The sequence below is a fragment of the Frondihabitans sp. PhB161 genome, assembly GCF_003814635.1.
GTDB lineage: Bacteria > Actinomycetota > Actinomycetes > Actinomycetales > Microbacteriaceae > Frondihabitans.
Genome location: NZ_RKQW01000004.1, coordinates 264026 through 289075, shown reverse-complemented (window position 1 = coordinate 289075; position 25050 = coordinate 264026). Strand labels below are relative to the sequence as shown.

General features: G+C 67.0%; 22 protein-coding genes and 1 other RNA gene. 7 read left to right on the top strand and 16 right to left on the bottom strand.

All coding sequences use genetic code 11. The annotated features are described in order from the left end of the window. Window positions 1-231 precede the first annotated feature (231 nt). From EDF39_RS16070 to EDF39_RS16035, 8 genes are all read right to left on the bottom strand, one after another. Entirely contained in the window at window positions 232-936 is a 705-nt protein-coding gene (locus tag EDF39_RS16070; RefSeq protein WP_123944679.1) for a DedA family protein, read from the bottom strand. A 126-nt stretch (window positions 937-1062) separates the two neighbouring features. Next, window positions 1063-1439, bottom strand: a transfer-messenger RNA (tmRNA) gene (gene ssrA, locus EDF39_RS16065). Window positions 1440-1550: 111 nt separating this feature from the next. After that, window positions 1551-2072 (bottom strand): SsrA-binding protein SmpB, encoded by a 522-nt coding sequence (gene smpB, locus EDF39_RS16060; RefSeq protein WP_055958703.1) that lies wholly within the window; start codon window positions 2070-2072, stop codon window positions 1551-1553. Between the two features lie 202 nt (window positions 2073-2274). After that, window positions 2275-3189 carry a permease-like cell division protein FtsX gene (gene ftsX / locus EDF39_RS16055; RefSeq protein ID WP_123944677.1) on the bottom strand — a complete coding sequence of 305 codons (915 nt, stop codon included), beginning with the start codon at window positions 3187-3189 and terminating at the stop codon, window positions 2275-2277. Then, the gene (gene ftsE / locus EDF39_RS16050; protein WP_084815901.1) at window positions 3186-4010 is read right to left on the bottom strand and encodes a cell division ATP-binding protein FtsE; all 825 of its coding nucleotides are present in this window, start codon (window positions 4008-4010) and stop codon (window positions 3186-3188) included. The genes ftsX and ftsE overlap by 4 nt, the downstream gene beginning before the upstream one ends. A 177-nt stretch (window positions 4011-4187) precedes the next feature. Next, window positions 4188-5294 carry a peptide chain release factor 2 gene (gene prfB / locus EDF39_RS16045; RefSeq protein ID WP_123944675.1) on the bottom strand — a complete coding sequence of 369 codons (1107 nt, stop codon included), beginning with the start codon at window positions 5292-5294 and terminating at the stop codon, window positions 4188-4190. Between the two features lie 192 nt (window positions 5295-5486). Beyond that, complete coding sequence (locus EDF39_RS16040; protein WP_123944673.1) at window positions 5487-6086, bottom strand: hypothetical protein; 600 nt, start codon at window positions 6084-6086, stop codon at window positions 5487-5489. 162 nt (window positions 6087-6248) lie between these two features. Beyond that, window positions 6249-7430, bottom strand: a complete 1182-nt coding sequence (locus tag EDF39_RS16035) for a cysteine desulfurase family protein (protein ID WP_123944671.1) — start codon at window positions 7428-7430, stop codon at window positions 6249-6251. A gap of 121 nt (window positions 7431-7551) precedes the next feature. Between EDF39_RS16035 and glgX the strand changes: the two genes are divergently transcribed. From glgX to glgB, 5 genes are all read left to right on the top strand, one after another. Next, complete coding sequence (gene glgX, locus EDF39_RS16030; protein ID WP_370275201.1) at window positions 7552-9567, top strand: glycogen debranching protein GlgX; 2016 nt, start codon at window positions 7552-7554, stop codon at window positions 9565-9567. Next, a complete protein-coding gene (ybaK, locus tag EDF39_RS16025; RefSeq protein ID WP_123944667.1) occupies window positions 9564-10046 on the top strand; it encodes a Cys-tRNA(Pro) deacylase in 483 nt (160 codons plus the stop codon). Before glgX ends, ybaK begins: the two co-directional genes overlap by 4 nt. Before the next feature lie 118 nt (window positions 10047-10164). Beyond that, window positions 10165-10455, top strand: coding sequence for a DUF3072 domain-containing protein (locus EDF39_RS16020; RefSeq protein ID WP_123944665.1), 291 nt, complete (start codon window positions 10165-10167; stop codon window positions 10453-10455). Between the two features lie 324 nt (window positions 10456-10779). Next, the gene (locus tag EDF39_RS16015; RefSeq protein WP_304999873.1) at window positions 10780-12792 is read left to right on the top strand and encodes an alpha-1,4-glucan--maltose-1-phosphate maltosyltransferase; all 2013 of its coding nucleotides are present in this window, start codon (window positions 10780-10782) and stop codon (window positions 12790-12792) included. Between the two features lie 9 nt (window positions 12793-12801). Continuing rightward, window positions 12802-14973 carry a 1,4-alpha-glucan branching protein GlgB gene (gene glgB, locus EDF39_RS16010; protein WP_123944663.1) on the top strand — a complete coding sequence of 724 codons (2172 nt, stop codon included), beginning with the start codon at window positions 12802-12804 and terminating at the stop codon, window positions 14971-14973. Between the two features lie 107 nt (window positions 14974-15080). Here the strand turns inward: glgB and EDF39_RS16005 are convergent, their stop codons facing one another. Together EDF39_RS16005 and EDF39_RS16000 are read right to left on the bottom strand one after the other, a co-directional pair. Further along, a complete protein-coding gene (locus EDF39_RS16005; protein ID WP_123944661.1) occupies window positions 15081-16064 on the bottom strand; it encodes a tetratricopeptide repeat protein in 984 nt (327 codons plus the stop codon). Beyond that, a complete protein-coding gene (locus EDF39_RS16000) occupies window positions 16061-17839 on the bottom strand; it encodes a hypothetical protein (protein WP_123944659.1) in 1779 nt (592 codons plus the stop codon). Before EDF39_RS16000 ends, EDF39_RS16005 begins: the two co-directional genes overlap by 4 nt. Window positions 17840-18056: 217 nt before the next feature. Between EDF39_RS16000 and EDF39_RS15995 the strand changes: the two genes are divergently transcribed. Together EDF39_RS15995 and EDF39_RS15990 are read left to right on the top strand one after the other, a co-directional pair. Then, the gene (locus tag EDF39_RS15995) at window positions 18057-19817 is read left to right on the top strand and encodes a DivIVA domain-containing protein (RefSeq protein ID WP_123944657.1); all 1761 of its coding nucleotides are present in this window, start codon (window positions 18057-18059) and stop codon (window positions 19815-19817) included. 7 nt (window positions 19818-19824) lie between these two features. After that, complete coding sequence (locus tag EDF39_RS15990; protein ID WP_055958725.1) at window positions 19825-20883, top strand: AI-2E family transporter; 1059 nt, start codon at window positions 19825-19827, stop codon at window positions 20881-20883. Window positions 20884-20916: 33 nt separating this feature from the next. Here EDF39_RS15990 and EDF39_RS15985 read toward each other — a convergent pair whose 3' ends face one another. From EDF39_RS15985 to frr, 6 genes are read right to left on the bottom strand one after another with little or no spacing between them, the layout of a single operon-like run. Then, window positions 20917-21651, bottom strand: a complete 735-nt coding sequence (locus EDF39_RS15985; RefSeq protein ID WP_233573172.1) for an alpha/beta hydrolase — start codon at window positions 21649-21651, stop codon at window positions 20917-20919. Next, window positions 21648-21947 (bottom strand): hypothetical protein, encoded by a 300-nt coding sequence (locus EDF39_RS15980; RefSeq protein WP_123944653.1) that lies wholly within the window; start codon window positions 21945-21947, stop codon window positions 21648-21650. Before EDF39_RS15980 ends, EDF39_RS15985 begins: the two co-directional genes overlap by 4 nt. A gap of 51 nt (window positions 21948-21998) precedes the next feature. Further along, complete coding sequence (locus EDF39_RS15975; protein WP_123944651.1) at window positions 21999-22829, bottom strand: transglycosylase SLT domain-containing protein; 831 nt, start codon at window positions 22827-22829, stop codon at window positions 21999-22001. A 46-nt stretch (window positions 22830-22875) separates the two neighbouring features. Further along, window positions 22876-23442: a DivIVA domain-containing protein gene (locus tag EDF39_RS15970; protein ID WP_055958734.1), complete on the bottom strand. Its 567-nt coding sequence runs from the start codon at window positions 23440-23442 to the stop codon at window positions 22876-22878. Between the two features lie 58 nt (window positions 23443-23500). Then, window positions 23501-24478 carry a phosphatidate cytidylyltransferase gene (locus EDF39_RS15965; protein WP_084815904.1) on the bottom strand — a complete coding sequence of 326 codons (978 nt, stop codon included), beginning with the start codon at window positions 24476-24478 and terminating at the stop codon, window positions 23501-23503. Then, the gene (gene frr, locus EDF39_RS15960; RefSeq protein WP_055961960.1) at window positions 24478-24993 is read right to left on the bottom strand and encodes a ribosome recycling factor; all 516 of its coding nucleotides are present in this window, start codon (window positions 24991-24993) and stop codon (window positions 24478-24480) included. The genes EDF39_RS15965 and frr overlap by 1 nt, the downstream gene beginning before the upstream one ends. Window positions 24994-25050 lie beyond the last annotated feature (57 nt).

The window sequence follows — 25050 nt, the reverse complement described above, 5'->3', positions numbered from 1 at the left end:
TGGCCACATCGGGCCCGGCATCCGGGGGTTATCTGGCCAACCCGGGGTGCCTCACCCACTTGCACCCCCGGCCGGGCATTTTCCCCCGCCGCACGGGGGTTCCTCGGCCCGCACGGGGGTTCACGTCCCCTCAGCGGTGCTGACGCACCCCCGCCTGGCCAGATCGGGCGCGGCATCCGGGGGTTATTTGGCCAACCCGGGGTGCCTCACCCACTCGCACCCCCGGCCGGGCTAAACCTCGGGGCGGGACTCCACCGACGGGCCGTCCGAGGACGGGGCGGCACTAGCACCCGCACCCGCACCGGTACCGGCACCTCCACCCGCACCCGCACCACCGACCCTCTTCGCCCGACGCCGCTCGATCAGCGCGTGCACCACGATCGGGCCGACCGAGATCACCACGATCACGATGGCCAGAATGTCGATGTGCTCCGTGATGAACGGGAACCCGCTCAGCAGCGAGCCGATCACGGTGAGGCCCACCGCCCAGAGGAACGCGCCGATCACATTGAAGAGCAAGAATTTGGGGTACTTGTACCGGCTCGTTCCGGCAGCGAGGGGCACGTAGGTGCGCACGATCGGCACGAACCGCCCGAGGATCAGCGCCGGTCCGCCGTAGCGAGCGAAGAAGACTTCGGCACGCTCGAGGTATTCGGTCTTCAGGATCCGGGCGTTCGGCTTGAAGAGACGCCTCCCGAATCGACTCCCCAGGAAGTAGCCGACCTGATCGCCGAGGAACGCGGCGACGAATGCACAGATGGCGATCGTCGCGACGGCGAGGCCGAGCTTGTCGTGCAGGAGGCCAGCCGTGACGAGAAGGCTGTCGCCCGGCAGAAAGGGGAAAAGAACACCCGACTCGATGAAGATGATGAGAGAGAGGCCGGCGAGGGCCCAGGGGCCGAGGTTTTCGAGGAGGGCCTGAGGGTCGAGGAGCATGCCGCAATCCTGACAGCACTCGATCAGAAACCCCGCAGAACCTGCGTAGAGCGCACAAAGAAAGGGCGCCCGTGTGGGACGCCCTTCTCGGATCCGGAGACATTCACGGAGCACGACAGAGACCGATGGTGGAGATGGGGGGAATTGAACCCCCGTCCATCGCTGAGATTGAACGCCTTCTACGGGTGTAGCCGGATGAGTCGTTCTACTTGGCCCCCACCTTTGCTACCGGCATCTAGGTGGACGAGCCCAGCCCGAGTTTGAGTCCCGTGTCACCCTCTGGCGTAGTGACACAGCAAGCCCTCTAGATGACGTCAGGCTCCGGATAGAAGGCGGTCTCCGGTCTGACGGACTTATGTGGCTCTACTGCTTACGCAGCGAGAGCGAAGTCAGTGCGCGATTTATTGGCACTTATTGTTTTCCAGAGATCGTTTACGAGATAACCCTGGATCCTCGACCCGCTTCTCGTTCGCATACAGGCGATGTCGAAACCGATCATCCCCTCGAGTGGGTCTCTGTCGTGCTCTGTGGAGTTGTCGCGGTTCGTTTTGCCAGAAGGCAGCTTGCCAATGATCGGCAGGTTGCTTGGTCTTCGGCAGAGAACTCAGTCTACGTCAGTCGCCCATGTTCCGTCGAGCCGACATGGCCCGGTCGGCCTCGCGTCGGTCGGTCCGTTCGCGCAGGGTCTGGCGCTTGTCGTACTCGCGCTTGCCTTTGGCGACCGCGATCTCGACCTTGGCCCGGCCATCGGCGAAGTAGATACGAAGAGGAACGATCGTGTAACCGCCCTCTTTCGTCTTGTGGCTGATCTTGATGATCTGCTGCTTGTGCATCAGCAGCTTGCGCTTGCGCCGGGGCGCATGGTTGTTCCAGGTGCCCTCGGTGTATTCGGGGATGTGCACGGCGTCGAGCCAGATCTCGCCCCCCTCGATGAAGGCGTAGCCATCGATCAGCGAGGCTCGGCCCTGACGTAATGCCTTGACCTCGGTGCCCCAGAGCACGATGCCGGCCTCGTAGGTGTCGTCGATGAGGTAGTCGTGGCGCGCACGGCGGTTGCTCGCGACCACTTTCTCGCCGCGGTCGCGATCGGACACGCCTTTTTTCGAGATGGGTCTGGAAGAAGAGTCGGTTGCCATGGTCGTCTCCTTCGAGATACGTCGGGCAGGATCCTGCACCCGGCTTTCGAGCGCAGCCTTACAGTATATGCGCCCACCGACGTTCTCCCCGACCGACCGGGCCTGTGCAAATTCGAAGGAGAAACCCGGCAGCGACCCCGCCCGATCCGGAGAAAGTCGTAGCTGCCGGGCAGGATCTCCTTCAAATTCGGAAAGTGGGCAGCTACACCTTGAGGTAGCGGCGGATCGCGACGCCTGCCGAGAGAGCTGCCAGCGCAGCACCGATCACGATCAGCAGCGGCACAACCACGTAGGTGTCGCCCATCGTGACGAACGGCGTCGACGCGAAGTTCTCGGCAAGGTACCCACGCACGAACACCTTCACGATCAGGATCATGGCCCCGCCCGCCAACACCGAGCCCACGAGCGCCGCGATCACGCCCTCGAGGATGAAGGGCGTCTGAATGAACCGGTTCGACGCCCCCACCAGCCGCATGATGCCGAGCTCCCGCCGCCTGCTGAACGCCGACAGGCGAATCGTCGTGGCAATGAGCAAGACGGCCGCGATCAGCATCAGGACGGCTATGCCGATCGCCGTGTACGACGCGGCGTTCAGCACCGAGAAGATCGGCTGGAGATAGCCACGCTGATCGACGACGCTCTGCACGCCCGCCTGGTTGGAAAGGCTCTCGATCAGGATGTCGGACTGCGAGGGATCCTTGAGGTTCACCCAGAAGGTCTCGTTCAGGTACGACGGCTGCACGAACTCGGTCGCGGGGCTGTCGGCAAACTGCTTCTTGAAGCGGTCGTAGGCATCCTGCTGCGTCTCGAAGTACGACTTCTGAATGTACGGCTTCAGCGTCGACGACTGCAGCTGGGCTTCGACCTGGTCTTTCTGCGCGGTCGTCGCTTTGGCGCCCGTGCAGTTTCCGGTGGTGTCGGTGTCGGTGCAGAGGTACACGGCGACCTGCGCCTTGTCGTACCAATAGCCCTTCATCTGATTGATCTGCAACTGCAGCAGCGCCGCCGTGCCGACGAACGTGAGCGAGATGAACGTCACGAGCACGACCGAGATGACCATCGAGAGGTTGCGCTTGAGGCCGGATCCGACCTCGCTGAGCACGAGACGAAGCCTCATTTGTCGGCTCCCCACTCGGGAACGGACTGCTGGGCAACGGATTCAGGATCCAGGCGCGGCGCCGGCACGGTCTGCGTCGGAACGCCCTGCACGCGCGGCTGCGCCCCCTCCTGGCCGACCTGCTGAATGGGAACCGCCTGCGTCTGATACCCGCCCGAGCGCTCGTCGCGGATGATGTTGCCGCCGGACAGCTCGATCACTCGCCGCTGCATCTGGTCGACGATTCCGGCGTCGTGGGTGGCCATGAGCACGGTCGTGCCCGAGGCGTTGATTCGGTCGAGGAGAGTCATGATCCCGGCGCTGGTCGAGGGGTCGAGGTTTCCGGTCGGCTCGTCGGCGAGGAGGATCGCGGGGCGGTTGACGATCGCGCGAGCGATGGCGACGCGCTGCTGCTCGCCGCCCGAGAGCTCGTGCGGAAGGCGCTGAGCCTTGCCGGCAAGCCCGACCATCTTGAGCACGTCGGGAACGGCCTCCTGGATGTAGCCGCGGCTCTTGCCGATCACCTGAAGCGTGAACGCGACGTTGTCGAAGACGGACTTCTGCGGAAGCAGGCGGAAGTCTTGGAAGACGACCCCGAGGTTGCGGCGGAAGTACGGCACCTTGCGACTCGAGAGCGTGCCGAGCCGCTGGCCGAGCACGTGGATCTGGCCCTTCGAGGGCTTCTCCTCCTTGAGCACGAGACGCAGAAAGCTCGACTTACCCGAACCCGAGGCGCCGACGAGGAAGACGAACTCCCCCTTCAGGATTTCGAGGGTGACGCCGTTGAGCGCCGGGCGCGGGTTGCCGGCATAGAACTTGGAGACTTCATCGAAGCGAATCATGACGGGGCAACGATAGGTGGCGGGAGCGACGATTCAGTGCAGGCGCGCCCCCTCGGCGAGCCTCGCAATTGGCTGGGAGCGGCCGGGAGGAACCGGCAGGCGGATCCTTCGGTTCTGTCGGGTTCTGTGGGCCCGCGTCTCACGCTCGCCCGACCCAGGAACCCTTGCCGCTGCGGCTCAGTCGTCGGAGCGCTTACGCCAGCGGATGCCGGCCGAGATGAAACCGTCGAGGTCGCCGTCGAACACGTTCGAGGGGTTGTTCACCTCGTACTCGCTGCGGAGGTCTTTGACCATCTGGTACGGAGCGAGCACGTACGAGCGGATCTGATCGCCCCAGCTCGCGGTAATGGTGCCGGCGAGCTCTTTCTTCTTCGCGTTCTCGGCTTCTTTCTGCAGGAGGAGGAGTCGCGACTGGAGCACGCGCATGGCCGCGGCGCGGTTCTGGATCTGGCTCTTCTCGTTCTGCATCGAGACGACCGTGCCGGTCGGGATGTGCGTGATGCGAACCGCCGAGTCGGTCGTGTTGACCGACTGGCCGCCGGGGCCCGACGAGCGGAACACGTCGACGCGGATGTCGTTCTCGGGGATGTCGATCGACTCGGTCTCTTCCATCAGCGGAATGACCTCGACGGCCGCGAAACTCGTCTGGCGCTTGCCCGCCGCACCGAACGGCGACATTCGTACCAGGCGGTGCGTGCCCGCCTCGACGCTGAGCGTGCCGAACGCGTAGGGAGCGTCGACCTCGAAGGTGGCCGACTTGATTCCGGCCTCTTCGGCGTAGCTGGTGTCCATCACGCTGACCTTGAAGCCGTGCTGCTCGGCGTAGCGCAGGTACATGCGCAGGAGCATGTCGGCGAAGTCGGCCGCGTCGACGCCGCCCGCCCCCGCGCGGATGGTGATAACGGCGGGCCGGGGGTCGTACTCGCCGTCGAGCAGCGTCTGGATCTCGAGGGTGTCCATCATCGACTGGATGTTCTTCAGCTCGACCTGCGCCTCGTCAGCTGACTCCTGGTCGTCGCCCTCGTTGGCCATCTCGACCAGCACCTCGAGGTCGTCGAGACGCTGACCGGTCGTGGTGATTTTGTCGAGCTCGGACTTGCGGTGGCTGAGATCGCTCGTGACCCGCTGGGCGTTCTCGGTGTCGTTCCAGAGATCAGGATCCGAGGCCTGCCGCTCGAGCTCGGCGATCTCGCTCTCGAGACGTTCCACACCGATCACGGCGCTGATGTCGGCGAAGGTGGAGCGGAGGGCCGCGATCCGGTCGGAGAAGTCGAGCTCGATCATAGTTATCGAGCTTACCGTTCGGTGCCAGTGCGGTCGGGGCCGCCCTGGTGTCGGCGGGTGTTCCTCGCCCCGACCGGAGTCGGCGGGTGTTCTTGAGAGTCGGCGGGTGCTTCAGCACCCGCCGACACCTCACAACACCCGCCGACTCACGCCGACTCAAGCCCGACGCACGCGCCCGGCCGCCGGAGACGATCAGCGCAGCACGCCCGCCTCACGGAGCGCGAACTCGGCGAGCTGCCGCTGCTCGAGATCGTCGCCGGCGCTCCACGCCGCCACCGGGTTCGGGCTGAGCCGCAGCAACCCTGCGGAGTCGCCGGTTGCAAGCGCCCGGAACGCCAGCAACTGGAGCCCGCCGTCGGTCAACGAGAGCCCGCGAACCTCGGCCACCCGCCGTACAAAGCGCAACCGGGGGCGCAGCCACACCACGAGGATGACGGCGATCGGTACGAGGCTCACGACGAGCCCAGCCGTGAGACTGAGATGCCCGATCAGCTCCTGCTGCCGCTGACCGGCATCGACGAAGGTGTCGCCGACCTGACTCGCCTGCTGCAATGGCGCGCTGGCCGATTTACCGACGAGGGGCACTCCCCCGAGCGTCTCGGCGGCGTCACCAAGCGTTGATCGAAGGCGGGAGCCGGCGTTCTCGACGGTCCGGCCGACGTCGGCGAGGGCCGCTATGACTCCCGCGACGACCACGCCGAGCACGACGAACAGCACTATGCCGACGACGGCCACGACATCACCGGCGATCTGGCGGGTGCGGGCGGCCGGAGCTGCCGAATAGATCTGCATACCGGCGATCCTGGCCCGTGCTTCGCCCGGCCGCCGACATTGGCTAGCCGTTTTCTGCATTGCTTACCGATAATTCGGTAAGCGATGCGGGAAACGGTAAGCGACGCAGCACGAGCGCGACAGCGCGAATCGCAGCAGCGCGTGGCGCAGCCGACCGCGCGGCTAGTGCCCGAGCGCCGGCACCCGCGCCGAGAGCCCGGCCCGGCTCGCCCGCGCCACGGCCTCCGGCAGTGCGCCGAGGAAGGCGTCGACGTCGGCGTCGGTCGTCGAGTGCCCCACCGTGATGCGGAGAGCACCGCGTGCCTCGTCGTCGTCGAGCCCCATCGCGAGAAGCACGTGCGACGCCTCCGGAATGCCCGCCTGGCACGCCGAGCCCGTCGACACCGAGACGCCGGCAGCGTCGAGCAGAAAGAGGAGTGAGTCGCCCTCGCACCCGGGGAAAGTGAAGTGAGCGTTGCCCGGCAACCTGTCGATCGGCGCACCCCGGAGTACGGCCGACGGCACGGTGGCCCGCACCCCGTCGATCACGCGGTCGCGCAGGCGCTGATAGCGCGACGGGTCGGCGGCCGAGGCCGACGCCGAACGGGCCGCGACGGCGAAGGCGACCGCCGCGGGGGCGTCTTGCGTGCCCGAGCGCACCTGACGCTGCTGCCCACCCCCGTGGATGAGCGGCACGACCGTGGCGGTGCGCGAGAGCACGAGAGCACCGATGCCGATGGGCCCGCCGACCTTGTGCGCCGAGACGCTGAGCGCCGCCAGACCGGTCGCACGGAAGTCGATGGGCACCTGCCCGTACGCGGCCACCGCATCCGAGTGCACCGGAACGCCGAATGCCCCGGCGAGCGCGACGATCTCGCGCACCGGCTCAAGGGTGCCCACCTCGTTGTTGGCCCAGAGGAACGTGACGAGGGCGATGTCGTCGTGGGCCTCGAGCGCCGCGGCGAGCGCTTCGATCTCGATCGTGCCCTCGGCGTCGAGGGGAATCCACTCGATCACTGCGCCCTCGTAGCGTTCGAGCCATTCGACCGTGTCGACGGTCGCGTGGTGCTCTCCTCGGGCGACGAGGATCCGGGGGCGCGACCTCTCTGACTGCCTGGCCCACCAGAGCCCCTTGACCGCGAGGTTCACGCTCTCGGTGCCGCCCGAGGTGAAGACGACCTCGATGGGATCGCAGCCGAGCGAGGAGGCCACGGTTTCGCGGGCTTCTTCGAGCACCCGCTTGGCGCCCTGGCCCGCGCTGTGAATGGACGAGGGATTGCCGACCGCTCCGAGTGCCTCGGTGTACGCCGAGATGGCCTCGGGGAGCATGGGGGTCGTCGCCGCGTGGTCGAGGTAGACAGGCAAGGCTCCTCCTTCGTCGGTCACTACTCTAGATCGCGTGTCTGACGTCGAACTCCTCCCCCGCGACGGCGGCGATGCCGCGACGCGCGATTCTGCCGAGGCTGAGAGCGCTCGGGCCGATCCTCTGAGAGATCTCGGCGTCCGCGTCACCGCCGACGGTCCGACGATCCGTGTCTGGTCGGGGCGGGCGACCGGTATCGACCTCGTGATCGACGATGCCCCCGCCGAGCACGTCGTTCCGCTCACGCGCGACGTGCACGGGGTCTGGAGTGGCTCGGATCCTCGCCTCGCGCCCGGTCGCCGCTATTGGTTGCGCGCCGACGGCCCGGTCGTCGGTGACGACGGGGTGCGCACGCCGTTCGATCCGGGGGTGAACCTCCTCGATCCGTACGCCCGAGGGCTCGGTCGCACCGGTCGCGGTGAGTGGCGCGGTGTCGTCGTCGATGAGTCGTTCGACTGGGGCGGGGTCGAGAAGCCGCGTACGCCTCTCGACCACACCGTCGTCTACGAGGCCCACGTCCGCGGCCTCACTCGACTCGCTCCGTTCGTCCCCGACGATCTGCGCGGCACCTACGCGGGCCTGGCCCACGAAAACACGATCGCCTATCTGACCGATCTCGGAGTCACGGCCGTGCAGCTCCTGCCGGTGCACCAGCACGTCGACGAGCAGCGACTGGTCGCTCAGGGCTTCGAGAACTACTGGGGCTACAACACGCTGTCGTATTTCGCGCCCCACGCCGGCTACGCCTCCCGCGACGCTCAGCTCGGTGGGCCGAGCGCGGTGCTTCGCGAATTCAAGGGCATGGTCAAGCTGCTGCACGCCGCCGGCATCGAGGTCTGGCTCGACGTGGTCTACAACCACACCGCAGAAGAGGGCGAAGACGGCCCGGTGACGAGCCTGCGGGGGCTCGACGGCAGCTACTACCGGCACGACGCCGAGGGCAACCCCATCGACGTCACCGGGTGCGGCAACACGCTCGACACGAGCCTCCCCGCGGCGTCCCGCCTGGTGCTCGACTCTCTCCGCTACTGGGCGAACGACCTGCAGATCGACGGCTTCCGTTTCGACCTCGCCGCGACGCTCGGTCGTGGCCCCGACGCCGTCTTCTCCCCCGATGCCCCGCTGCTGACGGCCATTCGCGACGACCCGGCGCTCGAGGGCGTCCGGCTCATCGCCGAGCCGTGGGATGTCGGCCTCGGCGGCTGGCAGACCGGCAACTTCCCTGTCGGCTGGAGCGAATGGAACGACCGCTTCCGCAACCGGGTTCGAGAGTTCTGGCTGCGCGACATCGCTCACGCGAGGGGCTCAGGATCCAGCACGAACGGTCTCGGATCCTTCGCTTCGAAGCTCTCGGGGTCGAGTGGCCTCTACGCTCACGATCGCGGTCCGCTCGCGGGCGTCAACTTCATCACGGCGCACGATGGCTTCACGCTCGCCGACGTCGTGGCGTACGACCAGAAGCACAACCTCCGCAACGGCGAAGACAACCGCGACGGCACCGACGACAACCGCTCCTTCAATCACGGGGCCGAGGGGCCGACCGACAACCCGTGGATCCTCGACGCCCGAAGGCGAGCCTCGCGCAACCTGCTCGCGACGCTCTTCCTGTCGGCTGGAGTGCCCATGCTCACCGCGGGTGACGAGATCGGGCGGACCCAGCGGGGTAACAACAACGGCTACTGCTCCGACGACGAGACCTCGTGGGTCGACTGGAACCTCGACGACGAGCGGGAGGCGCTGCTCGCCGACACGAAGGCGCTCATCCGGCACCGGCGCGAGAACCCGGCGCTTCGCCCCGTGCGCTTCGGCACCTTCGGCGACGTGACCCCGAGTGCCACCGACATGACCTGGTTCGGAGCCGACGGCGGGCCCCTCGAGCCGGACGACTGGCGCAACCCGGCGCACCGCACCCTGCTGTATCTGGCCGCGTCCACTCCCGAGTTCGAGGCGTTCAACCGCGTTCTCATCGTGGTGCACGGCGCCGAAAGCCCGGTGACCGTCACACTGCCCGAGTACAGCGACATCGAATCGTACGAGGTGCTCTGGACGAGCGGCGACGCCTTCGACCCGCGGCCGCGGCTGCCCGGGGAGTCGTACGGGATCCTGGGGCCGACGGTGACGCTCTGGCGGGTCGTGTGACCGCCTCGCCCGCTACCCCGGCCACCGCACTGCTCGGTGACCTCGGGATCGTCTTCACTCCTCACGCGTACGAGCATGCCGACACGGTGACGAACTTCGGCGAGGAGGCCGCGGCCGTGCTCGGGCTCGACGAAGACCGCGTGTTCAAGACCCTCGTCGTGCAGGCCGACGATGCACTCGTCGTCGCCGTCGTGCCGGTGTCGGGCAAGCTCGACCTCAAGGCGCTGGCCGCGGTGGTCGGGGCGAAGAAGGCGGCCCTCGCCGACCCATCGGTTGCTGCGCGCCGAACCGGCTACATCGTCGGGGGGATCAGCCCGATCGGTCAGAAGACGCGGCTCCGCACCGTGATCGACGAGACGGCGGAGCTGTTCGACACGGTGTTCGTCTCGGGAGGCCGGCGCGGATTCGACGTGGAGCTCACGCCGAGCGATCTCGCTCGGGCCACTGACGCGACGTTCTCCGCGATCGCCCGGTCCTAGCTGTCACCGGCTGGTACGGAGCCGATTCGCGAGCAGAACCGGGGCCGAGGATCCGCCAGCCGCCGCGGGGTACAGCGCATGCCGGGCTGTGTCGGTGGCTCGGCGTACCGTTCCCCGCATGACTGATGCACCGGAAGACCAGACCCCCACCCCCGCCGACGCCCCCGAGGCCACGCCCGACACCGCCACCGGCGAGACCCTCGGCGGCGCCCAGCCCGAGCCGGGCAACTCCGCCTCCAAAGACCCCGAAGAGTGGGTGACGGGCGACGAGCCCATCACCGGGCCGCAGAAGAGCTACCTCGACACGCTGGCGCGCGAGGCCGGCGAAGAGCTGTCGGCCGACATGACCAAGGCGGAGGCGAGCGAGCACATCGACCGCCTGCAGCAGAAGACCGGTCGCGGCGCGTAGCCACAAGGTACTGACGCACACTGCACGCCCGCACCGACCGACAGGGCCCATTCGGGTGAGGTCCTGGCGGTCGGGCGGTGCCGCGGCGGTGAGCCGGAGCGGGTGTGCCGGAGCGATTTCGGGTCTTCTCGGCGCACGACCGACATTAGCGGTCCCCCATTCTGCGGACACGATTCATTCGTGATTGACCTGCACCCAGTTCGGGGGCCAGCACCATCTGCTCCCATCTGTCCCACGTCGTCCGGGAGACGCCTTCCGATCGACCGGGGTACCCCGAATGCGTCCGCTAGGCCAGGGCCCGGGCGAACCGGGTACGGTCAAGGTGTGGCGAAGCGAACAGAATCCAGAGCCGGAACATCCACAGGACGAATCCCCATTGCGGGCCTCAGTCCCCGAACTCCCGACGACGTCTTCGATACGAAGGCTTTCGTCGGAGAAGTCGTGCCCTTCGAGGCCACGGTCTTCCGCGAGGGCCACGACATCATCGATGCCGCGCTGGTCGTCGCCGACCCGACCGGCGCCGTCACGAGGTCGCCGATGATTCTCGGGATCCCGGGCACTGACCGGTGGAGCACCGAGCATCTCTTCGAGGTCGAGGGCACCCACACGTGGTGGATCGAGGCCTGGAACGACGACTGGGCGACCTGGATGCACGCCGCCGAGATCAAGGTGCCCGCCGGGCAAGACGTCGACAACATGCTGGCGCTCGGCACCGAGCTGCTGCAGCGGGCCGCGCAACGCGATCCCGCCTCCGCTCTCTTCCGCGACGGGGCGAAGGCCCTCGGCAATGCCTCCCTGAGCGCAACCGCCCGCATGAGGGTCGCGAGCGACTCCCGCATCGCCGCCGCACTCGCGGCGCAGCCTCTGGCGAGCCTCGTCACGGCGAGCCCCAAGAAACACGTCCGAGTCGAGCGGACTCGTGCAGCGGTGGGCAGCTGGTACGAGTTCTTCCCTCGGAGCGAAGGGGCGAAGATCCGCGACGACGGTTCGTGGACGAGCGGCACCTTCCGCACCGCCGCCCGTCGCCTTCCCGCAATCGCCCGCATGGGCTTCGACGTGGTCTACATCCCGCCGGTGCACCCGATCGGCCGTACGTTCCGCAAGGGGCCGAACAACACCCTCGAGGCCGGCCCCAACGACCCAGGGTCCCCCTACGCCATCGGCAGCGCCGACGGCGGGCACGATGCCGTCGACCCCGCGCTCGGCACCGTCGCCGACTTCGAGTGGTTTGTCGGCGCCGCCAAGAACGTCGGGCTCGAGCTGGCCCTCGACCTCGCTCTGCAGTGCTCCCCCGACCACCCGTGGGTGCAAGAGCACCCCGAGTGGTTCACGACGCTCCCCGACGGCACTATCGCCTACGCCGAGAACCCGCCGAAGAAGTACCAAGACATCTACCCGCTCAACTTCGACAACGACTACGAGGGCTTGAGCGCCGAGATCCTCCGCATCGTCCGGCTCTGGATCGACCGCGGGGTCACCATCTTCCGAGTCGACAACCCGCACACGAAGCCGGTGCACTTCTGGGAGTGGCTGCTCCGCGACATCCGCGAAGACCACCCCGAGGTGGTGTTCCTGGCCGAAGCGTTCACGAAGCCCGCCATGATGCAGGCACTCGCTCAGGTGGGCTTCCAGCAGTCGTACACCTACTTCACCTGGCGCAACGAGAAGTGGGAGCTCGAGGAGTACCTCGCCGAGCTCTCCGACGAGACGGCCGCTTGGTTCCGACCCAACTTCTTCGTCAACACGCACGACATCCTCACCCCCTACCTGCAGTACGGCGGGGTTCCGGCCTACAAGGTGCGTGCAGCGATCGCGGCGACCGCTTCACCGACCTGGGGGGTCTACTCGGGCTACGAGCTGATCGAGAACGTCGCACGACCGGGTTCCGAAGAGAACATCGACAACGAGAAATACGAGTTCAAGCCGCGCGACTGGGCCGCCGAAGAAGAGGCCGGAGCGAGCATCGCGCCCTACCTGACCCAAATGAACAGGATCCGCGGGCAGCACCCGGCACTGCGTCAACTGCGCAACCTGACGATTCACGGCAGCGACGACGACGCGATCCTCGTCTACTCGAAGTTCCTCGCCGGAAAGCACACCCGCTCCGGTCGCTCCGACGCCATCATCGTCGTGGCCAACACCGACCCGCACTCGGCCCGCGAGACCACCGTCCGGCTCGACCTCCGGGCCCTCGGGCTCGAACCCGGGTCGACCTTCACCGTCCGCGACCTCATCACCCAGCAGACCTGGACATGGACGGACGACAACTACGTTCGCCTCGACTCGTTCGTCGAACCCGCCCATGTGCTGTCCGTCGACTTCACCCGCACGCCCTAGGAGGCACCCGTGAGCACACAGAACCTCGTGATCCCCGCCCTCGACCCGAACGAGGCGCACCTCGTCTCGGTCGGCAGCCACCCGCGACCGCACACCGTGCTCGGGCCGCACCACGTCGACGCCGGCGTCCTCGTTCGCGTTCTCCGACCGCTCGCCTCGCAGGTGACGCTCATCATCGAGACGGGGGCGCGACTCTCCATGAGCCACGTCACCGACGGCGTGTGGGAGGCGCTCGCCATCATCGAACCGGGCGCATACCGCATCGAGGCGACGTACGACGGAGGGGACGCCCCCTGGGTCGCCGACGACCCGTACCGGTTCTGGCCGACGGTTGGCGAGCTCGACCTCTACCTGTTCGGCGAAGGACGCCACGAAGAGCTCTGGAGGGTCTTCGGCTCGCACGTCCGCGAGCAGCAGGGCACCCTCGGCACCTCGTTCGCCGTCTGGGCCCCGCACGCGCAGGCCGTCCGGGTCATGGGCGACTTCAACGGCTGGTACGGCGTCGCGCACGCCATGCGCCGTCTCGACGGCAACGGCATCTGGGAGCTCTTCGTCCCCGGTCTCACCGAAGGCACCTACAAGTACGAGATCCTGACGGCCGACGGCCGCTGGGTCGAGCGGGCCGACCCGATGGCACGGCAGGCCGAGATCCCCCCGTCGACCGGCTCCGTCATCACGAAGGCCGCCCACGAATGGGCCGACGCCGAGTGGATGGCCAAGCGTGCCAGCGTCGAACCGTCCACGCAGCCGATGAGTGTGTACGAGCTGCACGTCGGATCCTGGCGTCCTGGCCTCTCGTACCGCGAATTGGCCGACCACCTCATCGGCTACGTCTCCGATCTCGGGTTCACCCACGTCGAGTTCATGCCGTTGGCCGAGCACCCGTTCGGCGGATCCTGGGGTTATCAGGTCACGGGCTACTACGCCCCGACCTCGCGCTTCGGCTCCCCCGACGACCTCCGGTACCTGATCGACCGTCTCCACCAGGCCGGCATCGGCGTGATCATGGACTGGGTTCCCGGGCACTTCCCCAAAGACGAATGGGCCCTCGCCAACTTCGACGGTCAGCCCGTTTACGAGCACAGCGACCCGCGCCTGGGTGAGCAGCCCGACTGGGGAACGCTCGTGTTCAACTTCGGTGACTCGCAGGTGCGCAACTTCCTGGTGTCGAACGCGCTCTACTGGCTCGAGGAGTTCCACATCGACGGCCTCCGGGTCGACGCGGTGGCCTCCATGCTGTACCTCGACTACTCCCGCAACGAAGGAGAGTGGGTGCCGAACAAGTTCGGCGGCCGCGAAAACCTCGAGGCGATCTCGTTCCTCCAGGAAGCCAACGCGACGGCGTACAAGCGCAGCCCGGGCATCATGATGATCGCCGAGGAGTCGACGTCGTGGCCCGGCGTCACGCGCCCCACCAGCGAGGGCGGCCTCGGCTTCGGACTCAAATGGAACATGGGCTGGATGCACGACTCGCTCGAGTACATCCAGCGAGACCCGATGTACCGCAGATACCACCACTCCGAGATGACGTTCTCGTTCGTCTACGCGTTCAGTGAGAACTTCATGCTGCCCATCAGCCACGACGAGGTCGTGCACGGCAAGGGCTCCCTCATCGGCAAGATGCCAGGAGACGAGTGGCAGAAACTCGCCAACCTCCGCGCCTACCTGGCCTTCATGTGGGGCCACCCGGGCAAGCAGCTGCTCTTCATGGGCTCCGAGTTCGGCCAGCAATCGGAGTGGAGCGAGCAGCGCGGCCTCGACTGGTGGGTGCTCGACCAGCCCGAGCACCAGGGCCTGCACTCACTCGTGCGCACCCTGAACCTCGTCTACAGCGCCGAGAAGCCGCTCTGGGAGCACGACTTCGACACCGACGGCTTCGAGTGGATCGACGGCGGTCTCAGCGAAGACAGTGTCGTCGCCTTCCTGCGCAAGTCCGATGACGGATCGAAGGTGGCCGTTCTCGCCAACTTCTCCGGTCAGCCGGTCACCCGTCGACTCGGGCTTCCCGTTGCCGGCGAATGGCACGAGATCCTCAACACCGACGCCGGTGAATACGGTGGATCCGGTGTGGGCAACTTCGGTGGCGTCACGGCGACCAACGACCCCTGGGGCGGACGCCCGGCCTCGGCCGAGGTCACACTGCCGCCGCTCGGTGTCGTTTGGCTGAAGCTCGGCGCCTGAGCCGCACGGCCCGGTGCCGTAACACGTATCCCGGTCTCTCCGACCAGCCTCGGCAGGCCGGTGAGACCGGGATTCGTGTGTCGGCGGATGCCGAGAGCGGTCAGCGCTTAGTACAGCAGCATCGTCAGGCGACGCCGCGCGGCCACGACCTCGGGTGCGTCGAGCCCTGCGACCTCGAAGTACTCGAGCAGACGCGTGCGCGCCGCGTCTTTGCCCGGCTGGTCGAGCTTCGGAAAGAGCGTGAGGATCCGATCGAAGGCGTCAGTCACGTGCCCACCGCTCAGGTCGAGATCGGCGACTGCCAGCTGGGCGTCGAGATCGTCGGGCGACGAGGCTCCCGCAGCCCTCACGTCGGCCATCGTCACTCCCTGGAGGCGAGCGAGCAGCGAGACCTGCGCCAGCCCCGCTACCGCTAGGCTGTCGCGGGGATCCTGAGCGATCGCCGTGGTGTACGCCGCCTTCGCCGCGTCGTAGTCACCCCGCTCGATGGCGTCGTAGGCGTCTTGGTGGTGCGGCGGCAGCGGCTCGGGCTCGGGTTCGCCAGTGGCCTCGGCAGCGGCACCGTCGACGGAGAGCCGCCCGGTCACGCCGTTCTGCTCGGCCAGCTCGAGCACCTGCTCGAAGACATCGCGCACCTGCGCTTCGGGAAGCGCGCCGACGAAGAGCGACACGGGGCGCCCCGCGATGACGGCCGCCACGGTCGGGATCGACTGGGCCTGGAAGGCCTGCGTCAGCTGCGGGTTCGTGTCGGCGTCGACCTTGGCAAGCACCAACCGGCCGGCGTATTCGACGATCAACTTCTCGAGGATCGGCGAGAGCTGCTTGCACGGGCCGCACCACTCGGCCCAGATGTCGACAATGACCGGCACCTGGTTGCTCAGGTCGAGGATGGACGAGAACGTAGCGTCGGTGACGTCGACCACGAGCGAGGGGACGCCCGCTGCGGGTGCAGCGCCCTCGGAGCCGGATGCTGCGGGCGTCGCCGGGGATCCTTCGGTGTGACCGGGAGCGGGTGCTGCCGGACGGTTCACCAGGGAGGAGAGGTCGACGGCGCCGCGAAGACTGGCGGCGCTCGGAGGGACGTTGCTCATGAGACTTCTTTCGCTGAGATCAGTGCTTGGCTGAAGCCGAGGAGGACGATCTTGTCGTCGCTGCCGACGGGCGGGACGGAGAAGAGGAGTTCGACGCCATACGTCGCCTCGATGCCCTTCGTCGACTTGTCGACACCGGAGAGCGATTTGACCTCGCCCTCGGTGTTGACCTCGGCACCCTTTTTAGTCGGTGTGACGGTCTCGGTCTCGTTGATGGCCACCGAGACGATCGCACCGGCGTCGTTGGTCGCGAAGGCGATGCTCGGCTCGTCGTTCACTGAACTCGAGTAGGCGATCTTGGCCGTGGCAGGCAGTGCCGCCGCCTTCTTGTCTTTGTACGACTTGCCGATCTTGGGGCGGAGCGTGTCGCCGCTCGTCTGGAACGCCGCGGCTGAAGCGCTCTCCTTGCCGTCTTTCAAGACGTCGGCGTAGGCGGCGGCGATCTTGTCGGGTTCCATCGCGAGCAACTTGACGTCGGGTGCGAGACGAGCCGCCCCGGTCGTCGCCGGAGCGACCTTGGGAATCTCGGCACCCGCCTCGAGGCCGACGAGATAGTCGACCTTGAACGCGTCGCGCGCGGACTCCTGCGTCAGCATCACGCCGACCGGCGCGACCTTCGTCGAGTCGTTGTCTTTGACCAGCGCGAACACGGTGCGCGGCCACGAGTCGGTCTGCTGCGGAAGCGTCAGCGTCACCGAACCCGTCGGGATCGACACGGGCAGAGCGGCCGAATCGTCGTTCTTGCGGATCGCATAGCTGGCGGTGCGCTGCTCAAGTGCGGGGCCGGTGAATCGAGTCGACGCCAGGTCGGTGCTGCCCGCCTTGTCGGCTCGGGTCTGCACGCTGACGATGCGCTCGATGATTCGCTTGGCCTGCGCGACCGTTACTGCCGGCGGCTGGAGGGCGTCGCCGGGTGCCTCGGCGGAGGCGGACGGTGTCGGCGTTGCCGTGGCGGCCGTCGAATCGGACGGCCCCTGGGGCCAGTAGTCGGACGAGCAGCCAGCGAGGCCGAGGGCCCCGACGAGCACGATCGGCACGACGGCGACCATGCGCCGACCGCGACTGCCCTTGCCCGCCGACGCACCGAGCGCTGCACGGCGTGACGAACGCACAGAGCCCTGACGCTCGGCACGAGGAAGCTTGGGGCGGCGACCGCCACCTGATGAACGACGAGGCCCGCGGGTGCGACGGTGGTGGACGATCGCCCACACGAAGAGGCCGATGCCGATGAGGAACACGAGGAGGCCGGCCGTCACGAGCGGTCCGACGAGCGGGGTCGCGGTCGACAGCGGCCAGCTCACCGAGAGGTTCGACGGCGCCGGCTTGGTGCCGTCGGTCGCCACGATGAGAGAGATGTCGTCGGGCGCGTCGAGTGAGAAGTTGAGGGCCTGGCCGGAGAACTCGGTGTACCAGAGATCGGAATCACGAGGATCCGGCACCGACCCCGATGTTCCCTCGACGGTCTTGCTCACCAGCTTCTTCAGCGAGGTGTCGTACGAAACCGTGTTGTGAGCGGAGTCGCCGACCCAGGCGGTGATGTCGGCGGTCTTCGCGTAGGCGGCGAACGACGTGCCATCCCCTTCGATGTGGATGCTCTCCCGCCCCGGGTACGCCTTCAGGGCGCTGGCCGGGATGATCGTGACGGGGGCGGACGACGTGGTCGTCACGGACGAGGTCACCGAGTCGGGCGGCGCGAATACCGTCCGCTGAGCAAGCCCGAGGAGCACCAACAGAGCCGCGATCACCAGGGTGATGACGGCCAAGACGAAACGCACGAGATTTTCTCCCTTCGTGCCACCATCCGGGTATCTGGCGGCAGCGAATTTAAGACCCTTCAGGGTAGCCGACGACTCTGAGAGACGCCTAGCCAGCATGAGAGGCCGGGAATCCCGCTAAAATGTGGAGGTTGGCCGCCCTCGGGCATGCCACCGCCGTCCACCGTTCTCGTGTCCCGTTAGATATCCGGGCTCGCCCCAACCACAGGGAGACATCGTGGCCACTGATGAGGCTGAATTCGGAACCGAACTCCGCGGGTACAAGAAGGAGGAGGTCGAGAAAGCTCTCGGCGATCTCCGGCGAGAACTGATCAAGGCGAACAACGACCGAGCCGAACAGGCCGAATCGGCACGGCAGCTGTCGCACCGCATCGAAGAGCTCGAAGACGAACTCGAAGAGGTCGGGGAGCCGAGCTACAAGGGCCTCGGGGCCAAACTGGAAAACACGCTTCGGCTCGCGGAAGAGCAGTCGAACGACCTCATCGCCAAGACCGAGCGCGACGCAGCCGAGCTTCGCTCGACGACCAGCGCCGAGGCCGAGCGAGTCACCGACGAAGCACGTGAGCGCGCCGCCGACATCCTCGACGACGCTCGCGGCCGCGCCGCCGCCCAGGTCGAAGAGTCGACCGGAGAAGCCGATCGTCTCGTGGCCCGGGCTCGCGACGATGCGGCGGCAATGATCGCCGATGCCGAGCGCGATGCGGCTGCTACGCGCACGAACGCCTCCACCCAGGCCGCCGAGGCCATGTCGACAGCAAAGCGCGAAGCCGCTGCCCTTCGTGCCGCCGCCGAACGCGAGGTCGCTGACCTCAGGGCGGCCGTCGAGGCCGAGGTCGCCGAGGCACGCGAAGGTGCAGCCGACCTCGCACGCGACACCGAGGAGGGCCGCGCCCTCCTCGCAAGCGACACCGAGCGCCAGCGCGCCGAGCTCGAACTCGAGTCCACCACCGTCCGCGACGATCTGGCCCGGCTCGACGAGACGACCCGCGCCGACCTCGAACGCGAGGTCGCCGCACGGCGCGACTCGCTCGATCGCGAGGTCGTCGGCACCCGAACCGAACTTGCCGAAGAGATCACGAACGGCCGAGCCGAACTCGACCGCGAGATCACCGCGGCCCGGGCCCTTCTTGCAAGCGACACGGCGACCGCCCGCGAGGCCCTCGCTCGAGAGGCCGAGAGCACCCGCGCCGAGCTCGACCGCGAGGTCGCCGACGCGCACGCCGATATCGAAGCCGCCCGGCTGGCCAGCGCGGAAGAGATCGAACGCACCACCCGCGAGACCCGTGAGCAGATCGACCGCGACTTGACGCAGACCCGCGACCGCATCGAGCGCGATCTCGCTGATCATCAGGCCGGGATCGCCGCCGAAGCTGCTCGCGCCCGCTCCGAGCTCGACGCTGATCTCGCCGAGACGCGCGCCCGCCTCGCCCACGACGACGACGAACAGCGCACCCGCCTCCGTGGCGAGCGCGAGACCTTCGATGCCGAGATCGCCGCCGATCGCGACCGGATCGCTGCTGAACTCGAGCGGGAGGCGCACACGGCCCGGACCGCTCTCGAGGTCGAGCTGGCGACGCGACGCGACGAGGCCGAGCAAGACTACGTCCAGCGGCACCACGACGCCGTCGAAGAGACTCAGACCTTCCTCGACGAGGCGAACGCTCAGCTCGCCGACGTGACCGAGCGTGCAGAGACCAAGCGCAAAGAGGCCCGCGAGGCGGAGGCGAACGCCTACGCCGCGGCGCGCAAGACCCGCGCCGAGTCGGAGCGAGTGGCGAACGAGACCCTGAGCAATGCCCGCTCGCGCGCCGAGTTCCTCGTCACCGATGCGGAGCGCCAGGCGCGCGGCATCATCGGCGACGCCGAGGAGCGCCTGTCGGCAATCAACCGGGAGCGCGACTCCGTGGCGGCCTACTTCGAGAACCTCCGGGGCATGGTCGGCCAGGTAGCCGAGTCGCAGTCCCAGCAGGGCGAGTGATCCTCGCGTGAGAATCTCCAACGCTTACCGTCTCGGCCTCCTCGGTGGCCTCGGCGTCTTGACGGCGATCCTCATCGGCACCGCCCTCGGCGAGCTGTCGACGATCATCACCTACGTGGGCGTGGCCCTCTTCCTCGCCCTCGGGCTCGACCCGGTGGTGCGGTGGCTCGAGAACCGTCACGTCCCCCGGCCTCTGGCGATCACCATCGTCATGGTCGGAGTCCTCCTCGCCTTCGTCGGCGTCGTCTTCGCGATCGTGCCCACCATCGTGCAGCAGACCTCGACGCTCGTCACCAACCTCTCGACCTACCTGCAGAGCGTGACGGCGCAGCAGTTCGTCGACAATCTCCAGTCGCTCGTCCCCAAAGACGCCTTCGACGTGCAAGACAGCCTCAACTCCGTCGTGGACTTCCTCACCGATCCGAAGAACGTCGTCGCCATCGGCGGAGGCGTGCTCGCGGTGGGGGTGGCGATCTCGAACGGCCTCGCCGGGGTCCTGATCGTGCTGATTCTCACGCTCTACTTCATGGCGTCGCTCGACAGCATGAAGCGCGGGGTCTCGCAGTTGATTCCCCGCTCGAGTCGACCCGAATACATCCGGCTCTCCGATCAGATCTCGAGCTCGATCGGTCGCTACGTCATCGGGCAGGTGGCTCTGGCGCTCCTCAACGGAATCCTGAGCTTCGTCGTGCTGTCGATCTCGGGTGCGCAGCTGCCGGCCTTCTTCGCCTTCATCGCGTTCATCGGCGCCCTGATCCCGCTGGTAGGCACAGTCGGGGCGGCAGCCGTCATCGTCCTCGCCCAGGTAGCGCTCCTTCCCCTCTCCCCCGCGACCTGGATCTTCCTCGCGATCTACTACCTCGTCTACATGCAGGTAGAGGCGTACATCCTCGCGCCGCGTGTGATGCGACGCGCAGTCAAGGTTCCGGGCGTGATCGTGATCATCTCAGCCCTCGTCGGCGGCACTCTGCTGGGCGTGCTCGGCGCTCTCATCGCCGTTCCCGTCGCCGCGGCTGTCCTCTTGATCGTGCGCGAGGTCGTCATCCCTCGCCAGAACACGAAATAGGCGCCTTCGGCCGCTCCGGCAGGGGCCTGCTCTCTACGACCAGATCTCGCCGAGAGGGAGTGCCGTCGGGTTGACGACCTCGACAATCTCGGTAAGCACGCGCCGGGTCTGATTCTCTCCGACCCACAGGTGCTTGCCGCCGGCGACTTCGATGAGCTCTGTCTCGGGCGCGACCGCGAAGCGTTGACGGGCTGCCTCGGGGCGGAGGAAGTCATCGAACTCGGGAATGATCGCGACGAGACGACGCCCACTCCCTGCCCACCGACGCAACTCATCGTCGGTCGTGCGGGCGAGGGGTGGCGAAAGGAGAATGGCACCCGCGATGTCATGCTCGAGGCCGTGCTTGAGCGCCACCTCGGTGCCGAACGACCAGCCAACCAGCCACGGTGTCGATAGCCCGCGCTCGGCGACGAAGGCGATCGCCGCTGCAAGGTCGAAGCGTTCGGTCTCGCCGTCGCCGAATTCACCTTCGGAACGACCCCGGGGCGACGAGGCGCTACGGAAGTTGAACCGCAAGACGGCCATGTCGGCCTGGGCCGGCAGACGAGCGGCGGCTTTGCGAATGACGTGGGAGTCCATGAACCCTCCTGCGGTCGGCAGGGGGTGCAGGGTCACAAGGGTGCCCGAGGGCGCAGCATCGACCGGCAGCGCCAGCTCTCCCACTAGCGTGAGCCCATCGGCCGTGTGCAGCTCGATGTCGCTTCGTCTCGCCGGAAGCTCGACTCCCCCGCGAACGTCGATGGTCGATCTGGACGGCTGCTCTGTCACGCGATCCTCCAACAGTGGGTGTGCCAGTGACGCCGCGCAGCGAGGTCGCTCTCGGCGCCGAAGAGACCGTCGGCGCGCCAGGCGACCACGTGGGGTGTGCCAGGTTCTATCGACTTGCTGCACCCGGGGCAGACGTACGCCTTCAGCGACGAGGCCCCCGAGATCGACTGGACGACGAACTCGCGCCCCCGCTTGACCTCGGTCTGTTGACCACCGAAGAGGATCCGGCCGAGGTCGCTCGACTCCGACTCTGCCCCACGACCCCGGGGGCGCCGAGGTCGGTTACTTCGAGGCATAGATAAAATCTTATCGAACGAGACGAAAGTAAGCCTCGATCGAGGAGTCGCTCAGTACCAGTTGTTGGCGACCGAGTGCGCCCAGGCGCCACACGGGTTTCCGTAGCGACCCTGGATGTAGTTCAGGCCCCAGGTGATCTGGGTGGCCGGGTTGGTCTGCCAGTCGGCACCGACGGACGACATCTTGCTGCCAGGAAGGGCCTGCGGGATTCCGTAGGCACCGGACGGGTTGGCCGCGTAGACGTTCCAACCCGACTCCTTGTTCCAGAGCGAGACGAGGCAGTTGTACTGGTCCGTGCCCCAGCCTCGGGCGGCGACGAGCTCGGCGCCGATCGCCTGGGCGCTGCCGGGCGTCGCGGCCGCAGCAGCGGGAGCCGCAGTGACTGCAGGTGTCGCCGATGCGGACGAGTCGGTCGCAGTAGCGGTGTCGGTCTCGGTCGTGTCGGTCGTCACCACCGGTGCCGCCTTCTTGACGACGGGCGCGGTGTACTCGACGGTGTAGGCGTCGCGACTAGTCGCCACGGTGGTACCGGAGGCGACCGTGTAGCTCTGGCCGGCTGCTACCTGAGCCGAGGGTGCAGTTGGCGCGAGTGAGACGGGCGCTGCGGTTGCGGCCACGGCCCCCGACAGCGGGTTCACGAGCGAGGCGGAGACAAACGCGAAGCTGGCCGCGAAGCCGACCAGGGGAACGATGACTCGCTGGCTGGTACGACGCCGATCTGCGGGGCGGGCCGCGAAGGACGCACCCGCCGCTTCAGCAGGACGAACCTGGCGGACCGGAGCGGAAACGCGAGGTCGGGGAACGACTGCCCGGTGCTCGTGCCTCGACGTGCGGTCGGAGGACGGAACTGCGGATGCCTGAACTGCGGAGTGCCTACCCATAAGTTCGACAACTATAACGGATGGATCACGCTCCGCCAAGGGCGACTCACCGGACGGCGAGCATCACATCGATCACCGAATCGAGCACCAGGTCGACCTGGCCCTCGCGGTAACCGCCGCGTTTCGGGCGGAACACACTCGTGCGCACCTCTTCGATGCTCAGCGCGCGCCCCTCCGAGAAATACCCCTGCAGCCGCTCGACCAGGCTGTCGACGTCTTTGGGGTGGTACCCCGCCGAAAGGAACGTGACACGGTCGAAACGCCGCCCCTCCGGCCTCTCCAACCGGGCGACGATGGCCTCGGCGGTCGATCGGGCCTCGGCGAACCAGGTCTCGTCGCCCGTAGCCCGGAGCACCCGGTCGCGCTCCCTCATGGCGAAGGCGTCTTCGAGACGCTCGAGTGCTGCGTCGACATGCGCGGGCTCGTAGCCCTTCTTGACCATGCCGAAGGCGGTGTGCCGAATCGTCTCGGCCGAGACGGTCGCCTCGGAGACGGTCGTGGAGTCGCTCGAATACGCGGCTCTAGCCCGCTTCAAGAACTCCTCCACCTGATCGATGTCGTAGCCGCGGGTCGAACCGGTCACTCTCGGGAAAGTCGCACTCACGCCGACCATTGTGCCGCACGAACAGCCCGGCCCGAACTCCCAGAGCAGAAGAGCCCAGGATCCGACGTCAAGCGAAGATCAGATAGAGCGCATACGCGACTACCGCCGACGGCAGAGTCGAGTCGAGTCGATCCAGGAATCCCCCGTGGCCGGGCAACCAGGCCGAGATGTCTTTGATGCCCAGATCGCGTTTGATCAGCGACTCCGTCAGGTCGCCGACGGTCGCGGTCAACGTGAGAACGGCTCCGAGGATGATGCCGAGCCACCAGGGCTCGTGAATCATGAACACGGAGATCAAGACTCCGGCGATCATGGCGGACGCCGCGGATCCTGCGAAGCCCTCCCAGGTCTTCTTGGGCGAGATACGCGGGGCCATCTTGTGCTTGCCGAAATTGAGCCCGGTCGCGTACGCGCCCGTGTCGACCGCGATGACGATGATGAGTGTGCCGAGCGCCCACCACTGGCCGCCCTCCTGGGCGGTGAGGAGAACGAGAAACGATCCGAGGAACGTCGTATAGATCTGCACGAAGGCGCCGGCTGCGAGGTCGCGACCGGTGTCGGCCGCCGACGCCCGTCGAGACGGCAGAGCTTGTTCGACAAGCCGCCAGACGGAGATGACGACGACGCCGCCCAGAAGGACGAGCCACTGCCCCTCCGCCTTCCAGACGTAGGAGGCGACGACCACGGCCATCGCCACGACCACGCTTGGGATGCGCGGCACCTTGCGACCCGCTGACCTCAGCGCGTTCGTCAGCTCGATGACGATGAAGAAGATCAGCGCGGCCGCGACGATGACGAAGACCCACTTGACCAGAACCAGGCTAAGTAGCACAGACCCGCCGAGACCGACCCCAATGCCGATAGCCGCAGGGAGATTGCGGCCCGTGCGCGCCGTCAGCTTCTCGTTGCTGGCCTCGAGTCGCGCGCGCTGCGCACGGAGATTGGCCTCGAGCTCGTGGCGAGCGTTGTGCGCGCGCTCGTCGAAGTCGGGTCTCTTCTGGTTCGACGAACCAGACTGATCAGGATCGGAAGGAGCCGTGCCCATCAGACTTCGAGCAGCTCCGCTTCTTTCTTCTTCAAAGCGTCGTCGATCTGGTCGACGAAGCCCTTCGTGATCGACTCGAGCTCTTTCTCGGCGCGAGCCACCTCGTCATCGCCGACCTCGGTCTGCGAGTCGAGGTCGTCTTTCGCCTTACGGCGGATGTTGCGGACGGCGATCTTCGCGTCTTCACCCTTGCCACGAACGATCTTTACGAACTCTTTGCGGCGATCCTGCGTCAGCTCGGGAATGGTCACCCGAATGATAGTGCCGTCGTTCGACGGAGACGCGCCGAGATTCGGGAAGGTCGTGATGGCCTTCTCGATCTCTTTGAGAGCGGTCTTGTCGTACGGGGTCACGATGAGCGTGCGTGCCTCAGGCGCCTGTAGTGAGGCGAGCTGAGCCAACGGCGTCGGGGTGCCGTAGTAGTCGACGGGGATCTTCTGGAACAGCGCCGGGTTGATGCGTCCGGTTCGTACGGTGTTGAAGTCGTCTTTCGCAACCTCGACCGCCTTGCGCATCTTGTCTTTGGTCTCGGTCAATACGTCGGTGATCGCCACAGTGCTCCTTAGTTCGTC

Coding starts and splice junctions, on each gene's coding strand:
- ftsX (WP_123944677.1), bottom strand. CDS start 3,189: ATGAGGCTTCGTCTCGTGCTCAGCGAGGTCGGATCCGGCCTCAAGCGC.
- ftsE (WP_084815901.1), bottom strand. CDS start 4,010: ATGATTCGCTTCGATGAAGTCTCCAAGTTCTATGCCGGCAACCCGCGC.
- EDF39_RS16040 (WP_123944673.1), bottom strand. CDS start 6,086: ATGCAGATCTATTCGGCAGCTCCGGCCGCCCGCACCCGCCAGATCGCC.
- EDF39_RS16070 (WP_123944679.1), bottom strand. CDS start 936: ATGCTCCTCGACCCTCAGGCCCTCCTCGAAAACCTCGGCCCCTGGGCC.
- EDF39_RS15970 (WP_055958734.1), bottom strand. CDS start 23,442: ATGGTCGGCGTGAGTGCGACTTTCCCGAGAGTGACCGGTTCGACCCGC.
- EDF39_RS15980 (WP_123944653.1), bottom strand. CDS start 21,947: ATGCCTCGAAGTAACCGACCTCGGCGCCCCCGGGGTCGTGGGGCAGAG.
- prfB (WP_123944675.1), bottom strand. CDS start 5,294: ATGATCGAGCTCGACTTCTCCGACCGGATCGCGGCCCTCCGCTCCACC.
- EDF39_RS16005 (WP_123944661.1), bottom strand. CDS start 16,064: ATGAGCAACGTCCCTCCGAGCGCCGCCAGTCTTCGCGGCGCCGTCGAC.
- EDF39_RS15975 (WP_123944651.1), bottom strand. CDS start 22,829: ATGGGTAGGCACTCCGCAGTTCAGGCATCCGCAGTTCCGTCCTCCGAC.
- EDF39_RS15965 (WP_084815904.1), bottom strand. CDS start 24,478: ATGGGCACGGCTCCTTCCGATCCTGATCAGTCTGGTTCGTCGAACCAG.
- smpB (WP_055958703.1), bottom strand. CDS start 2,072: ATGGCAACCGACTCTTCTTCCAGACCCATCTCGAAAAAAGGCGTGTCC.
- EDF39_RS16020 (WP_123944665.1), top strand. CDS start 10,165: ATGACTGATGCACCGGAAGACCAGACCCCCACCCCCGCCGACGCCCCC.
- frr (WP_055961960.1), bottom strand. CDS start 24,993: ATGCGCAAGGCGGTCGAGGTTGCGAAAGACGACTTCAACACCGTACGA.